The organism is Streptomyces sudanensis (genome assembly GCF_023614315.1).
In the GTDB taxonomy this organism is placed as follows: domain Bacteria; phylum Actinomycetota; class Actinomycetes; order Streptomycetales; family Streptomycetaceae; genus Streptomyces; species Streptomyces sudanensis.
This window is the reverse complement of the sequence record NZ_CP095474.1, coordinates 5,053,163-5,067,745: the sequence shown is the minus strand read 5'-3', so window position 1 is coordinate 5,067,745 and position 14,583 is coordinate 5,053,163. Positions and strand designations below refer to the sequence as shown.

Genomic DNA, 14,583 nt, shown 5'->3' with positions numbered 1-14,583 from the left:
GCGGCCCGGGCGCGGCGCGGACCGCCCGGGCCGCCGCGGCGGGCCTCCCCGCCGCCCGGATCGGTGGCGCGGGGCACCTCGACGGCCATGCTCACCCCTGCCTTTCGGGAAGCGCTGGTCGACACCGTAGAGGGCTCCTCCCCCGCGGCCGTCCCACCGCGGCCGCGGCGCGCCGTGCGGCACCGCGTGCCGCGGTGGAGGTGCGGGAGGAGCGCACAGAGGGCAAACAGTGACAGGATGGACAGCGGTCGGACGACGTGCGAGGCGACACCGGGATGGTTGGCACATGACCAGAGAATCGACGGCCGCGGATTCGGCGACGGCGACATCGGAGGGCACGGTCTACGGGGCGCTGTGCTGGGTCAGCCTGATGACCCGCGACCTGGAGGCCGCACACGACTTCTACGGGGCCGTCATGGGCTGGAGGTTCCGGCCCGCGCGGCTCGGGAAGGGCTTCAGCGTCGCGCTGTCCGGCGGCCGGGTGATCGCCGGGATGGGCGCGCTGGCCTCGGAGTTCCACGTGGCGGTGGCCTGGACGCCGTACTTCGCCGTGCGGAACGCCGACGTGACGGCGGGGCGCATCCGCGAGCGCAGCGGCACGGTGGCGGTCGGGCCGGTCGCGTTCGCCCTGGGGCGGGGGGCGCTGGCGGCGGACCGGGACGGAGCGGTGTTCGGCATCTGGGAGGGCGAGCTGCCCACCGGGTGGGGGCAGTGGCGGTCGACGGCCCCGGCGTGGGTGCGGCTGCACACGCGGGACGCGTTCGAGGCGGCGATCTTCTACGGGGAGGTCCTGGACTGGGCGTGCGGGCGGCCGGGCCACTGCGACGTGGAGTACGAGGGCGACGAGGTGGTGCTGCGCAGCGCCGGGCGGGCGGTGGCGCGGCTGTCGTCGGGCGCCCTGGAGGCCGCTCCGGACCCGGCGATCCGGCCGCGCTGGCAGGTGCACTTCCCGGTGCCGGACATCGAGGCACGGGTGGCGGCGGCGCAGCGGCACGGCGGGACGGTGGTCTCCCACGAGCCGGGGGTGCAGGCGACGCTGCGCGACCCGGACGGCGCACTGTTCACCCTGACGGACGCGGGGACCGCCGAGCTCACCCGCGCCGACCCGGAGGCCGCCGAGCTCACCCGCGCCGACCCGGAGGCCGCCGAACGCACGCGCGCCGTCCCCGGGCCGACGGACGTGAGCGCGGAGGCGGGCACCGTGGAGCCGCCCGACTGAGACCGGGCCCGCCGCCGGGACCGTGTCCGGCGCGGGCCCGGCGGTGCCCGCGCCGTGGGAGGGCCGGGCCGGTGCGGCCGGGTCGCTCCGCGGGGGCGGCGGGGGGCCGTACCCGCGTCCTCCGGCAGCCCCACGGGGGTGCCCCGCGGCCTCCCGGGCGGTACGCGGGTGCGTTCCCGGAGCGCGCCGGGCGTCCGGTCCGCACCGGTTCGCCCCGGCGCCGCGGCGTGCGGGGCGAACCGCCGGCGACCGGAGGGCCGGGACCGCCGGGCGGGCGTTCCCGCCCCTTCCCTCCGGCCTTCCGGCCACTCTGACCGAAACCCTCCCAGCCGTCGGCACATGCCGGAGTCACGACCGGTCCGCTTGTCGCCAAACGGCTCACGGCCCCTGTGTGCCTGTGCCACAGTCTTGGGTGGTCCTTGCCCCCACCTTGGGTGGTCCTTGCCCCCACGCCGTGGCCGCGCGTCTGTATCGGAGTACTCCATGCCGTCCCCCCTGTTCGCGGACCGTCCCCACCAGCCGCCGGCGCGCGGCCGGGCGGACGCCCTCGTCCCGCAGACCCGCGGGCCGCGCGGGGAGGAGGGCGCCGCGCGCCGGGACGCCGGGACCGGCCCGACCGACCCGCGGACCCGCCGCCGTCGCTCCCCGTACGACCCGGCCGCGCGCCGGTTCGACGATCCGGGCACGACGCATCCGGGGCAGCCGCTTCGGGGCGCCCCGGAGCGGTCCGCCCGGCGGGGTTCCGGGGCGGCGGGGAGGGACGGCCGCCCGCGTGGCGAGGAGGCCGCCGGCTCCCCGCCCGCCCGCGTCGGCAGCGCCGAGTGGAACCTGCTGACCGACGAGGCCAGCTGGTCCGGGGAGCTGTACCGGATCGTCGGCCGCTCCCCCGGTGCCGGGCCGATGTCCCTGGACGAGCTGCCGTCCCTGGTGTTCGCGGAGGACCGGGCGCAGCTCACCCGGTTGCTGACGGGCTGCCTGGTCGACGGCAGGCCGATCGACGGGGAGCTCCGGATCGTACGGCCCGACGGCCGGATGCGCACCGTGCGCGTGACGGGCGGACCGGTCCTCGACCGCGAGGGCCGCACGGCGTCCATGTGGGCGGTGTTCCGGGACGTCGGCGGGCCGCGCCGAGGAGGGCGTGCCGCGTACGGCCCCCGGGAGGCGCCGCGGCCCGCCGGGGACGGGTACGGGGCCGCCGTGCTGGACGTCGCCGCGCACCACTGCCGGGGCGGCGGCCGGTCCGGCGGCGACTGGTACGACGTGCTGGAGCTGCCCGACGGGAACACGCTGCTCACCACCGGCGGCCTCATGGACCGCGGCGCGCCCGCCGCCTCGGCGGCGATGCTGCTCGGCACGCTGCGGGGCCTCGCCGTGGCCGGCATCCTGCCGGGTGCGTCGCTGGGGCACCTCGACCGGCTGGCGCGGACCGCCGCGCCGCCCGTCCTCGGCAGCGTCCTGTGCTGCCGCTACGACCCGGCGACGCGGACGCTGCGCTGGGCACGGGCGGGAGGCCCCGCCCCGCTGCTGTTCCGCGACGGGACGGGGCGGGCCCTCGACCGGCCGGAGGGCGCCCCGCTGGGCACGGCCGCGTCGGACGGCCCCTACGAGCAGGCCGAGGTCCGGCTGCGCCCCGGCGACCTGCTGCTGCTCCGCACGGGCGGACCGGCCGGGGGCGGACCCGGGCCGGACACGGGCGCGCCGGGCACCGGGCGGCTGCTCGCACTCGCGGCGGAGTTCGCCCGCGCGCGCAACGCGCGGGACTGCGTGCGACGGGCGGTCGAGGCACTCGGCGGCACGGGGCGCGCCGACGGCCCCTGCGTCGTGGCGGCCGGAGTGGGCGGCCCGCCGTAGGGGGTCCGCCCACTCCGGCGCGCGCCCGCGACGGACGGTGTACCGGGGCGGACGGCGTACCGGGGCGGCGGCGTACGGGGCGGGGCCCGGTCAGGCCCCCGCGACGCCCGGCTTGCCCGCCTGGTTCCGCGGCAGCGCCCGCTCGATCCGTTCCCGCAGCTCCCTGATCCCGGGGTGGCCGGCGTACCGGTCGGTGAGCCGGTAGGTGTCCCGCAGCCGGTCCCAGGTGCGCCGGGAGGAGTTGCCGCCCATCGCGGCCAGCGCGAGCCGGGCGTACCGGTCCCCCTGCTCCGGGTCGTCGGCGATGAAGCAGGCCGAGGCCATGGACAGGTGGTCGAAGATCCTGGAGCGCTCGCGCCCGTCGACCCTCAGCTCCAGGGCCTTCTGCGCGAAGTGCTGCGCCTGCCTGGCGGCGGACGGCTCGTGCTCGGCGAGCGTCCGGTAGGCGAGGGCCTGCATGCCGTACAGGTCCTCGGACTTGAAGGTCCGCATCCACACCGGCAGCGGGCCGTCCCCCTTGTCGGAGACGAACAGCTCCTCCGCCTCGCCCAGGACCCGCCGCATCGCCTGCCCCCGGCCCATGGACGCCTGCGCCCACGCCTCGATCGTGTGGAGCATCGCCCGGGTGCGCGGCAGCGTCTCGTCACCGGAGCCGCTCCTGGCGAGCCGGAGCAGGTCCAGCGCCTCGCCGGGCCGCCCGAGGTGGACCATCTGGCGCGCGCAGCGGGACAGGGCCTCACCGGCGCGGGGCAGGTCGCCGCCCTCGCGGGCCGCGTGCGCGGCGATGACGAAGTACCGCTGCGCCGTGGGCTCCAGGCCCACGTCGTGGGACATCCAGCCGGCGAGGACCGCGAGGTCGGCCGCGACGCCCCACAGGCGCCGCCGGACGGTCTCGGGGTGGTGGTAGGCGAGCATCCCGCCCACCTCGTTGAGCTGGCCGACCACGGCCTTGCGCTGGAGGCCGCCGCCCTTGGCCGCGTCCCAGGCGCGGAACACCTCGACGGAGGCCTCCAGTTCCTCGACCTCCTGCAACCCGATGGGGGCGGCCTCGTAGCGGTCCAGTCCCGCGGGAACCGCGTGGCGGGCGCCGGCGGGGCCCTGGGTACCGGGTCCACCGGTGTCGGCGCGGAACCAGTCGTGCATGGCGCTGGTGATGGCGGAGCCCGCGGTGAGCGCGGCACCCGCGCCCATCAGGCCGCGTCGGTTGAGCATGAGGTCCACTCCCGTGAATTCGGTGAGGACCGCAGCCGTGCGTCCGGGTGCCCACGGCAGCCAGTCGGGGGTGTCGGTGCGGCTGACGTCCCGCCGCCTCCCGGCGCGCCCGCGTCGTACGAACCCGAGGTCCTCGATGGTCACGACACGGCCGAGTCGCTCGGTGAACAGGGTCGCCAGCACCTGCGGCACGGGATCGCGCGGGGTCTCCCCCATGTCGATCCAACGCCGCACCCGCGAGGTGTCCGTCGCCAGCTGGGAGTGGCCCATGGCCGCCGCCTGCCGGTTGACCAGCCGCGCGAGTTCGCCCTTCGACCAGCCGGCGAGGCCGAACAGGTCGGAGAGGCGGGTGTTGGGTTGTCCTGCCACGTCAAGCCCCCAGGTTCTCGGCTGAGTTGACAGTAACCCCCGGCCAGGGGGTCATCGGTTATTCGCCAGGGTTCGCCAGGGTTCGCAAGATGGTCAGCCACCCGTGGCGGGGTGTCGGGTAGGAACGCGCCACCCCGTCCCGGCGACGACCCCACTCCCCAGGGTGCCGGGCCCGAGCCGGGACGGGGCAGCGTTCGCAGCCGTCGGCACACGAAGGGATCCGCCCCGCCCATGTACACAGCATCGTCCTCCGTGTCCGCCCCTCCCCGGCCCGGCACCGTACCGGCCGGCGGCGGCCCGTACCCGGGCCGGGCCCGGGCCGACCGGAACAGGCGCTGGGCGGGAGCGGCGACCGGTCCGCTCAGCGGGAGGATCGACCTGTCGGGGCCGCAGGGCGCCCGGCTGCGGAAGGTGATCGCGTCGGTGCACCGCATCTGCCCGGAGTTCAACCCCGTGCAGGTGATGCGGCGCAGCGGGCGCTCGGTCCTGCTCCTCGGCACCACGGGGCGGGCCACCGCCGTCGCGAAGTGCTTACTGGACCACTCCCCCGTGTGGGTCGAGCGGTTCCGGCACGAGATCGCCGCCTACCGCGCGTTCGTCCGGCACCGTCCTCCGGTGCGGGTGCCGCGTCTGATCGCGGCGGACCCGGACAGCGGCGCGCTGGTCGTCGAGCGGATGCCGGGCCGGCCCGCCGCGCTGAGCCGCCACGTGGCGGAGGCGCCGCCGCGCGCGGACGTCCGGGCCGTCCTGGAGGCGGTGGCACGGCTCAACCAGTGGTGCCCGCCGGCCGGGACGTTCGACGCGCCGCTGGACTACGCCTCGCGGATCGCGCGGCACCACGAGCTGGGCCTGTTCACCGACCGCGACCGGGACGACCTGCGGAAGCTGCTGCGCGGCCTGACCCACGCCGGCGGCCGGCAGGGCGTGGGCCAGTTCTGCCACGGTGACGCGCTGCTGTCGAACATGCTGCTGTCACCGACCGGTCCGGTGCTGGTCGACTGGGAGCACGCCGGCTGGTACCTGCCCGGTTACGACCTGGCGACGCTGTGGACCGTGCTGGGCGACGCGCCCGTCGCGCGGCGGCGGATCAGCCGGCACGCGCAGGCCGGCGGCCCCGTGGCGCGCGACGGGTTCCTGGTGAACCTGATGCTCGTCCTGACGCGCGAGATCCGGACGTACGAGACGGCGGTGCAGCGCACGATACGAGAAGCACCGCCCGCGGGCTCGGTCCCCCTGCAGCCCGGCGCGGTCTCGCCCGGAGAGGAGCAGCGGCTGCTGCTGAGGCGGCTGCACGAGGACTGCGCGCTGGCCCGGCGGGCCGTGCGCGCGGCGGTCGGCGCGCGCTGACCGCGCGCCCCGAGGGACCGCCCGGGCGGATGGCGTCCGGGCGGAGGCCGTACGCCGGGGGCTGTGCACGCCGGGACCGAGCGTCCGGCGCCCGGCCCCGGCGCACGGGGNCGATCGGCGGCGCGTCCGGCCCCCGGCGCCCGTACGGAGGGGCCGCCGCNCGGGCGCCGACCNGCTCCGCGGCCCGGTGGGCGCCTACCGGCGGCGGTCGCCGCGGAGCTGGTCCAGTTCGCGGCGTTCGCGCTTGGTGGGGCGGCCCGCGCCCCGGTCGCGGACACCGGCGAGGGCGACGTGCTCGCGGGGCGGCGGGGGCGGGGTCCTGTCGGTGTACGCCTCGGCCGCGACGGGGGCTCCGACGCGCTTGGTGAGGACCTTGCGCACCTCGACGACGCGCTCGCGGCCGGCGTGGAAGACGCGCACCTCGTCACCGGGCCGGACGGACTGGGCCGGTTTGGCGCGGTCGCCGTTGACGCGGACGTGCCCGGCGCGGCAGGCGGTGGCGGCCTGGGAGCGGGTCTTGGTGAGGCGTACGGCCCAGATCCAGCTGTCGACGCGGGCCGTCGCGCCCGGGTTCGCCTCGTCCGTGGGTGCCATGGCGGTCCTCGGGGGTCAGCCCTGCTGGAAGAGTTCCGCGGGAAGCGGCTTGAGCAGGGCGTACAGGTCGTCGGTGATGGGCCGGTCCCAGCTGGCGATGGTCACCAGGACGTTGTCGCTGCGGTCGAACTGCACGCAGGAGATCCGGCTCTCGCTGAGCTTCAGGCGGCGCACGACGAGGAGGTTGTCGCCCTGCATGACCGGGACGTCCTCGGTCTCGACGACCTCGACGTGCTCGTCCATCTCCAGTGCCGCGAGGAGTTGGGCGACCTCGAAGGGGATCTGGCCCTCCTCCAGGTCGCGGGCCGGGGAGCCCTCCGGCAGGTTGCCGATGATCATCGCGGGTCCGCGGCCGCCGAAGAGGTCGTAGCGGAGGAAGACGCCCTGACACGTGCCGTCGGGGGCGGGCAGCAGGCCGGCGCCGAGGTTTCCGGGCCAGTCGCCCGGATCCATGGCCAGGACGTCGAAGTCCGGGCCCGCGGGTGTGGCGGGGTTGCGGCGGCGGAGGAAGGACATGGGCCCATGGTACGGGGCGGGGGGCGGCGCGCGGCGGGCGAGCTGCCCACGAGATCGGCCNGGAGGCGTNCCGCACCAGGCGGTTCACCGGTTCGGGCGACGCCGCCCGCGGGGGCGCCCCGCCGGTCGGGAACGGGGTCGCCGGACGGCGGTCCGGAGCGGCGGCGGGCCGGGCGCGGCGGGGTCCGCGGTGCCGCACGGCCGGTGCGGGACGGGGGTGGCGGGGCCGCACGCGGTCCCGCGGCCGGTGCGGGACGCGGGGCCCGGCCGGGGACCGCCGCCCCGCCGGGGGGCTTGCCGGACGGGGACCCGGCGGGGTAACTGGTCGGGAGCGGACCGGCCGGACGGCCGGTGCGGGACGGACGGAGAACGGTGATGGCGGAGGACCTGCGGGACGCCGGGGAGCGGCTGGACCGGGAGGAGCTGGCGGAGCTCCAGTTGGGGCGGCTGCGGTCGACGCTGCGCCACGCGTACGACAACGTGCCCTTCTACCGGCGGTCCTTCGACGCGGCGGGGGTGCGGCCGGAGGACTGCCGGTCGCTCGCGGACCTGGCCCGGTTCCCGTTCACCACCAAGGCGGACCTGCGGGACGAGTACCCCTTCGGGATGTTCGCGGTGGACCGGTCGCGGGTGCGGCGCGTCCACGCGTCGAGCGGGACGACGGGCAGGCCCACGGTGGTCGGCTACACCGAGGGGGACCTCGACGTGTGGGCGGACGTGGTGGCCCGGTCCATACGCGCCGCCGGGGGCCGGCCCGGGCAGGTCGTGCACGTGGCGTACGGGTACGGGCTGTTCACCGGCGGGCTCGGGGCGCACGGCGGGGCGGAGCGGCTCGGCTGCACGGTGGTGCCGGCCTCCGGGGGGATGACGGAGCGCCAGGTGCGGCTGATCCTGGACTTCCGGCCGGAGGTGATCATGGTGACGCCGTCGTACATGCTGACGCTGCTGGACGAGTTCGAGCGGCAGGGTGTCGATCCGCGCTCGACGTCGCTGAAGGTGGGCATCTTCGGCGCGGAGCCGTGGACGGAGGAGATGCGGCGGGAGATCGAGGAGCGGTTCGCGATCGACGCCGTCGACATCTACGGCCTGTCGGAGGTGATCGGGCCGGGCGTGGCGCAGGAGTGCGTGGAGACCAAGGACGGGCTGCACGTCTGGGAGGACCACTTCTACCCGGAGGTCGTCGACCCGGTGACGGGCGAGGTGCTGCCGGACGGGGAGCGGGGCGAACTGGTGTTCACCTCGCTCACCAAGGAGGCCATGCCGGTGGTGCGGTACCGGACGCGGGACCTGTCGCGGCTGCTGCCGGGCACCGCGCGGGTGTTCCGGCGGATGGAGAAGGTGACGGGCCGCAGCGACGACATGGTGATCCTGCGCGGGGTGAACCTCTTCCCGACGCAGGTCGAGGAGGTCCTGCTGCGGACGCCGGGGCTGGCGCCCCACTTCCAGCTGCGGCTGACCCGTAGGGGGCGGCTGGACGCGCTGACCGTGCGGGTCGAGGCGCGCCCGGGTGCGACGGCGGAGCGGCGGGCCGGGGCCGCGCGGGAGGTCCGGGCGGCCGTGAAGGAGGGCATCGGGGTGGCGGTCGAGGTGGACGTGGTGGACCCGGGGACGCTGGAGCGGTCGGTGGGGAAGGTCAAGCGGATCGTCGACCTCAGGGAAGTCCCTGACGGGACTCGGGGTCACGGGGGCACCCGGGGCTGAGTACGGATCCCTCCCGGGAGGGATGACGGCGCCCCGCGGCGGGTGCGTACATGGACCGGTCCGTTTCCGTACGCATCCTCGTTGGGAGGAACGTTGCCTCTCCGCATCAGTCCGAGGCGCCTGTTACCGGTCGTCGCCGCCGTGCTCGCCACGACCGCGGCCGCACTGCCCGCCACCGCCGCCCCGCCCCCCTCGGCGGGCGACCGGCACCCGTCGGCGGGCGGGCTGTCGGCGACCGTCCGCTACACCGAGTACGGCATTCCGCACATCCTGGCGAAGGACTACGCCGGCCTGGGCTTCGGCACCGGCTGGGCGCAGGCCGCCGACCAGGTGTGCGTGCTCGCCGACGGGTTCGTCACCGTGCGGGGCGAGCGGTCGCGGCACTTCGGGCCGAACGCCGCGACGGACGGGGCGATGTCCTCGGCCCGCACCAACCTCTCCAGCGACCTGTACTTCACCGGTGTGCGCGACGCGCGCACCGTGGAGCGGCTGCTGGCCCGCCCGGCGCCCGCCGGGCCGAGCCGGGAGCAGAAGGAGCTGATGAGGGGCTGGGCCGCCGGGTACAACGCCTGGCTGGAGAAGAACGAGGTGACCGACCCCGCCTGCGCCGGGAAGCCGTGGGTGCGTCCGGTGGACACCCTGGACGTGGCCCGGCGGATGCACGCGCTCGCGGTCCTCGGCGGCGAGGGGGCCCTCGTCGAGGGCATCACGGCGGCACGACCGCCCGCCCCCGGCCGGGAGCCCGGCCCGGGAGCCGACCCGGACGGGGTGGCCGGGGCGGCCCGGGAGCTGTTCGACGAGCGGAACGCGACGATGGGGTCCAACGCCGTCGCGTTCGCCGGGACCACCACCGCCAACGGCCGGGGCCTGCTGCTCGGCAACCCGCACTACCCGTGGCACGGCGGCCGCCGGTTCTGGCAGTCGCAGCAGACGATCCCCGGCGAGCTGAACGTGCAGGGCGCCTCGCTGCTGGGCACGCCGGTGGTGCAGGTCGGTTTCACGGGCGACGTGGCGTGGAGCCACACCGTCGCCACCGGCCAGGCCATGAACCTGCACCAACTGGCCCTGGACCCGGCCGACCCCACGGCGTACCTGGTGGACGGCAGGTCCGAGCCGATGGTGCGGCGGACCGTGACCGTGCCCGTCGCCGACGGCGAGCCGGTGACCCGCACCCAGTGGTGGACCCGGTACGGCCCGGTCGTCACGTCCCTCGGCCGCGATCCGCTGCCGTGGACGGCGACGACCGCGTACGCGCTGCACGACCCCAACGCGGAGAACCTCCGCATGGCAGACGCCTCGCTCGGTCTCGCCAAGGCGCGCTCCACCCGGGAGGTGGCGGCGGCGCTGCGCCGCACCCAGGGCCTGCCCTGGGTGAACACCGTGGCCTCGGACCGGCACGGCGGTACCTTCTTCGCGCAGGCGCAGGTGGTGCCGAGGATCACCGACGAGCTGGCCGGGCGGTGCTCGACGCCGCTGGGCCGCACGCTGTACCCGGCGACGGGCATCGCCGTGCTCGACGGGTCGCGCGCCGACTGCGCGCTGGGCCGGGACCCGGACGCGGTGCAGCCCGGGATCATGGGCCCGGCGCGCTGGCCGGTGCTCCGGGACACCCCGTACGCGGTGAACGCCAACGACAGCGCGTGGATCTCCCACGCCGACCGGCCGCTGACCGGGTACGAGCGGGTCTTCGGCGACACGGGGACGGAGCGGTCGCTGCGGACGCGCGGGGCGGTCGAGGACGTCGCGGCGATGGCCGGCCGAGGCGGGCTGACCGTCTCCGACCTGCAACGGCAGCAGTTCGCCAACCGGGTGCCCGCCGCCGACCTGACCGCCGACGAGGTGGTGCGGGCGTGCCCGGCGGTGCTGCCGGACGACGCGCAGGCGTGCGGGGCGCTCGCGCGCTGGGACCGCCGCATGGACGTCGGAAGCCGGGGCGCCCTGCTGTTCGACCGGTTCTGGAGGAAGCTGGAGCGGGAGACGGCGCCCGCCGAGCGGTGGGAGGTGCCCTTCTCCCCGGCCGACCCGGTGCGCACGCCCCGCGACCTGAACACCGGCGCGCCCGGCTTCGCCACGGCGCTGCGCGGAGCCGTCGCCGAGCTGCGCGCGGCCGGCATACCCCTGGACGCGCCGCTGGGCGAGCACCAGTTCGTGGTGCGCGACGGCCGGCGCATCCCGGTGCACGGGGGTACGGGAACGGGCGTGTGGAACATGATCGTGCCCGTGTGGGACGCGGCGGGCGGCGGCTACACGGAGGTGCGGCACGGCACGAGCCACGTCCAGGCGGTCGGCTGGGACGGCGGCCGGTGCCCGGTGGCGCGGACGCTGCTGTCGTACTCCCAGTCGTCCGACCCCGGCTCGCCGCACCACGCCGACCAGACCCGGCTGTACGCGGAGAAGCGGTGGGTGACCGCGCGCTTCTGCGAGCGGGACATCCTGCGCGACCCGGCGCTGCGGGTGGTGCGGGTGACGCAGTGACGCGGTGACGGCGTCCGGGGGCGGGTCCGCGCGGGTCCGCCCCCGGACGCCGGGGAGCCCCCCGGGGCCGGGCGGCCCTCAGGGGCTGATCGAGAGGAACACGAAGGCGGCGAACAGCAGCAGGTGGACGCCGCTCTGCAGGAGCGTGGCGCGTCCGGGCACCACGGTCAGGGCGCTCACCAGCGCGGTGAGCGCCAGCAGCACCAGGTGGACCGGGCCCAGCCCCAGGACCAGGGGCCCGGACAGCCACACGGAGAGAAGCGCGATCGTCGGCACGGTCAGCCCGATGCTGGCGATCGCGGAGCCGTAGGCCAGGTTGAGGCTGGTCTGGACGCGCCCGCCGCGCGCGGCGCGCACCGCGGCCAGCGTCTCCGGCAGCAGCACCATCAGGGCGATGGCGACGCCGACGACCGCTGTGGGCAGGCCGGCGGTCCTCACCCCGGACTCGATCGCCGGGGAGACGAGCTTGGCCAGGCCGACGACGGCGACCAGGGCCGCCGCGAGCAGGCCGAGGCTCCACCGGGCGGCCGTGCGGGTGGGCGGGGCGTGCACGGACGGGCCGACGGGCCGGCCCTCGGCGGTGACGGGCAGGAAGTACTCCCGGTGGCGGACGGTCTGCACGGTGACGAAGAGCCCGTACAGGCTCAGGGAGGCGACCGCGGCGAAGGCCAGCTGCGCCCCGGTGAACTCGGGGCCGGGGGTGCCGGTGGTGAAGGCGGGCAGGACGAGGGTCGTCGTGGCGAGGGTGGTGACGGTGGCGAGGGCGCCGCCGGAGCCCTCGGCGTTGAAGACGGCGACGCGGCCCCGGAGGGTCGCCACGAGCAGGGACAGCCCGACGATGCCGTTGCAGGTGATCATGACGGCGGCGAAGACCGTGTCGCGGGCGTAGGAGGCCGCCTTGTCGCCGCCCGAGACCATCAGCATGACGATCAGGCCGACCTCGATGACGGTCACGGCGACGGCGAGGACGAGGGACCCGAAGGGCTCGCCGACGCGGTGGGCGATCACTTCGGCGTGGTGGACCGCGGAGAGCACGGCCCCGGCGAGGCAGAGCCCGACGACGGCGACGGCGGCTCCGGGCAGGTCGCGGCCCCAGCCCAGGACGAGGACGGCCAGCGCCACGAGCGGGATCCAGGTGGTGTACTCCCGCCACGGGCGCGGCGCGGCGGCCCCGTCCCCGGGTTCCGCTGCGGGGGCGCGGCCCGGGTCCCCGTCGGTCTGCGTGCCCATGCCGCCACGCTGCCACCGCGGCGCCCGGCCCGCACGCCGACCGGGACCGGCGCGCCGCCGGTTCCGCCGTCCGCCTCCTTGACGCGCGGGTACGGCGGCAAGAAGGTTTCATCCGACGTGCGCGGCGGAGGTCCCCTCCGGGCGGCGGCGCGGCGGGCGGGAGCCCGGGGACGGTGCGGGAGCCGGTTGCGGGCGGGGTGGACCGCCGTACGTTCGGCGGCGGGGTGCTGGCACTGGGAGGTGCGCTGGTGATCGGTCCGCTCGCGGGCGGCGCCGGGGCGCGGCCGGAGGGCACGGAGGGCTCCGGGCCGCCCCGGAGCGGCCCGGCCGGGGCCCCGCGGGGGGCGGCCGGGCCGGTGCTGCGGCACGGCACGGCCGAACGCGCCGGGTTGCTGCCCGGCCACCTCGACCTGCTGGTCGCCGACGCCGAGCGGTTCCTCGGCCCCTCCCCCGTGCACCCCTGGTACGCGGGGGCGGTGGTCCTCGCGGGGCGCGGCCCGACCGTGGCGCTGCACCAGGCGGTCGGCTACGCGGTGCGGTACGCGGCGTACGACGAGACGACCGGGCGGGGTGTGGAACTGCCGCCGGAGCGGCGGGTCCCGATGCGCGAGGACACCGTCTTCGACCTGGCGTCGCTGACCAAGCTGTTCACCTCGGTCCTGGCGGTGCAGCTGCTGGAGCGGGGCGCGCTGGAGCTGGAGGAGCGGGTCGCCGGGCGCCTGCCGGACTTCGGCGGCGGCGGGAAGGACGGCATCACGGTGCGTCAGCTCCTGACGCACACGTCGGGGCTGCGCGCCTGGCTGCCGCTGTACCGGGAGCCGACCCGGGAGGGGATGCTGGGACTGCTGTGGCGGGAGCGGCCCCTGGACCCGCCCGGCACGGCGTACCGGTACTCCGACCTGAACCTGATCGTGCTGCAGCTGCTGCTGGAGGAGGTGACCGGCCTGCCGCTGGACGTGCTGCTGCGCGAGCGGATCACGGAGCCGCTCGGGATGCGGCGCACCCGGTTCAACCCGCCCGCCTCCTGGCTGCCGCGGATCGCGGCGACGGAGGACGCGCGCCCGCCGTGGTCGGGGCTCGACCGGGGCATGGTGCGGGGCGAGGTGCACGACGAGAACGCCTACGCCTTCGGCGGGGTCGCCGGGCACGCGGGCGTCTTCTCCTGCGCCTGGGACCTGGCGGTCCTCGCCCGCGCCCTGCTGGACGGCGGCTCCCACGGCTCCGCGCGGATCCTGCGGCCGGAGTCGGTGGAGCTGATGTTCACGGACTTCAACGCCGCGTTCCCCGGCGACGGGCACGGGCTGGGCTTCGAGCTGTACCAGCGCTGGTACATGGGCGCGATGGCCACACCGCGCACGGCCGGGCACACCGGGTTCACCGGGACGAGCCTGGTGCTGGACCCGACGACCGACTCGTTCCTGGTGCTGCTGGGCAACTCGGTGCACCCGGTGCGGAGCTGGCGCTCGGGGTCGGCGCCGCGGGTCGCCGTCGCCGACCGCATGGCCCGCGCGGTGCCGGTGCGGCCGGTGCGCGGGCGCACCGCCTGGTCCGCGGGGACGGCGCCGGGCGCGGTGGCGACGCTGGCCCTGCCCGCCGTGCGGCCGGTGACGGCGCGGGCGCGGCTGCGGTGCGCTCTGTGGTGGGACACCGAGCCCGGTGCGGACACGCTGGTGCTGGAGGCGTCCACGGAACCGGCCGGGGGCGGGCCGCGGGAGTGGCGGCCGGTGCCGTTCGTCACCGTACGGCCCGGCGGGGAGCCGACCGGGCACCCGGACGGGGCGGTGACGGGCTGGTCGGGGCGGGTCTGGCACCGGCTGGAGGCCGACCTGTCGGCGTGGTCGGGCACCGGCCCCCTGCGGTTGCGCTGGCGGTACACGGCCGACACCCGCTACACCGGGCGCGGCGTGTACGTCGACGGGCTGCGCGTCCTGGACGGGGGGCGGACGCTGTTCGACGAGGCGCGGCCGCGGGACGCGGCGCTGGTCGAGGCGGACGGCTGGACGGCGGCGGCGGACTGACGCCCCGCCCGCCGCCGTCCAGCCGCCGCGCGCCGCGGCCGGGNCGCCGTG

Annotated in this window: 10 protein-coding genes; 6 read left to right on the top strand and 4 right to left on the bottom strand. The window is 76.8% G+C overall.

Annotated elements, in window-relative coordinates:
• The first annotated feature begins 286 nt into the window (after positions 1 to 286).
• Both MW084_RS23445 and MW084_RS23440 read left to right on the top strand, forming a co-directional pair.
• Positions 287 to 1,219 carry a VOC family protein gene (locus tag MW084_RS23445; RefSeq protein ID WP_010474697.1) on the top strand — a complete coding sequence of 311 codons (933 nt, stop codon included), beginning with the start codon at positions 287 to 289 and terminating at the stop codon, positions 1,217 to 1,219.
• Positions 1,220 to 1,702: 483 nt separating this feature from the next.
• A complete protein-coding gene (locus MW084_RS23440) occupies positions 1,703 to 3,070 on the top strand; it encodes a SpoIIE family protein phosphatase (protein ID WP_010474694.1) in 1,368 nt (455 codons plus the stop codon).
• A 90-nt stretch (positions 3,071 to 3,160) separates the two neighbouring features.
• Here MW084_RS23440 and MW084_RS23435 read toward each other — a convergent pair whose 3' ends face one another.
• Positions 3,161 to 4,651, bottom strand: coding sequence for a DNA-binding protein NsdB (locus MW084_RS23435; RefSeq protein WP_010474692.1), 1,491 nt, complete (start codon positions 4,649 to 4,651; stop codon positions 3,161 to 3,163).
• A 231-nt stretch (positions 4,652 to 4,882) separates the two neighbouring features.
• Here MW084_RS23435 and MW084_RS23430 point away from each other — a divergent pair, with 231 nt between their 5' ends.
• Positions 4,883 to 5,998 (top strand): aminoglycoside phosphotransferase family protein, encoded by a 1,116-nt coding sequence (locus MW084_RS23430; RefSeq protein WP_029553813.1) that lies wholly within the window; start codon positions 4,883 to 4,885, stop codon positions 5,996 to 5,998.
• 195 nt (positions 5,999 to 6,193) lie between these two features.
• On the opposite strand, the gene MW084_RS23425 is transcribed toward MW084_RS23430, so the two are convergent.
• Positions 6,194 to 6,592, bottom strand: a complete 399-nt coding sequence (locus MW084_RS23425; RefSeq protein ID WP_010474689.1) for an RNA-binding S4 domain-containing protein — start codon at positions 6,590 to 6,592, stop codon at positions 6,194 to 6,196.
• 15 nt (positions 6,593 to 6,607) lie between these two features.
• Positions 6,608 to 7,108, bottom strand: a complete 501-nt coding sequence (locus MW084_RS23420; protein WP_010474687.1) for a hypothetical protein — start codon at positions 7,106 to 7,108, stop codon at positions 6,608 to 6,610.
• A 375-nt stretch (positions 7,109 to 7,483) separates the two neighbouring features.
• Here MW084_RS23420 and paaK point away from each other — a divergent pair, with 375 nt between their 5' ends.
• Complete coding sequence (gene paaK / locus MW084_RS23415; RefSeq protein WP_010474685.1) at positions 7,484 to 8,809, top strand: phenylacetate--CoA ligase PaaK; 1,326 nt, start codon at positions 7,484 to 7,486, stop codon at positions 8,807 to 8,809.
• A gap of 141 nt (positions 8,810 to 8,950) precedes the next feature.
• Positions 8,951 to 11,284 carry a penicillin acylase family protein gene (locus MW084_RS23410; protein WP_010474683.1) on the top strand — a complete coding sequence of 778 codons (2,334 nt, stop codon included), beginning with the start codon at positions 8,951 to 8,953 and terminating at the stop codon, positions 11,282 to 11,284.
• Between the two features lie 78 nt (positions 11,285 to 11,362).
• On the opposite strand, the gene MW084_RS23405 is transcribed toward MW084_RS23410, so the two are convergent.
• Positions 11,363 to 12,514 carry a calcium:cation antiporter gene (locus MW084_RS23405; RefSeq protein WP_010474682.1) on the bottom strand — a complete coding sequence of 384 codons (1,152 nt, stop codon included), beginning with the start codon at positions 12,512 to 12,514 and terminating at the stop codon, positions 11,363 to 11,365.
• Positions 12,515 to 12,687: 173 nt separating this feature from the next.
• Between MW084_RS23405 and MW084_RS23400 the strand changes: the two genes are divergently transcribed.
• Positions 12,688 to 14,532: a serine hydrolase domain-containing protein gene (locus tag MW084_RS23400; protein WP_275563773.1), complete on the top strand. Its 1,845-nt coding sequence runs from the start codon at positions 12,688 to 12,690 to the stop codon at positions 14,530 to 14,532.
• The last annotated feature ends 51 nt before the right edge of the window (positions 14,533 to 14,583 follow it).

Excerpts from the sequence above, each read along its gene's own strand:
- MW084_RS23420 (WP_010474687.1), bottom strand. The coding sequence starts at position 7,108 with ATGTCCTTCCTCCGCCGCCGCAACCCCGCCACACCCGCGGGCCCGGAC.
- MW084_RS23425 (WP_010474689.1), bottom strand. The coding sequence starts at position 6,592 with ATGGCACCCACGGACGAGGCGAACCCGGGCGCGACGGCCCGCGTCGAC.
- MW084_RS23430 (WP_029553813.1), top strand. The coding sequence starts at position 4,883 with ATGTACACAGCATCGTCCTCCGTGTCCGCCCCTCCCCGGCCCGGCACC.
- paaK (WP_010474685.1), top strand. The coding sequence starts at position 7,484 with ATGGCGGAGGACCTGCGGGACGCCGGGGAGCGGCTGGACCGGGAGGAG.
- MW084_RS23440 (WP_010474694.1), top strand. The coding sequence starts at position 1,703 with ATGCCGTCCCCCCTGTTCGCGGACCGTCCCCACCAGCCGCCGGCGCGC.
- MW084_RS23405 (WP_010474682.1), bottom strand. The coding sequence starts at position 12,514 with ATGGGCACGCAGACCGACGGGGACCCGGGCCGCGCCCCCGCAGCGGAA.
- MW084_RS23445 (WP_010474697.1), top strand. The coding sequence starts at position 287 with ATGACCAGAGAATCGACGGCCGCGGATTCGGCGACGGCGACATCGGAG.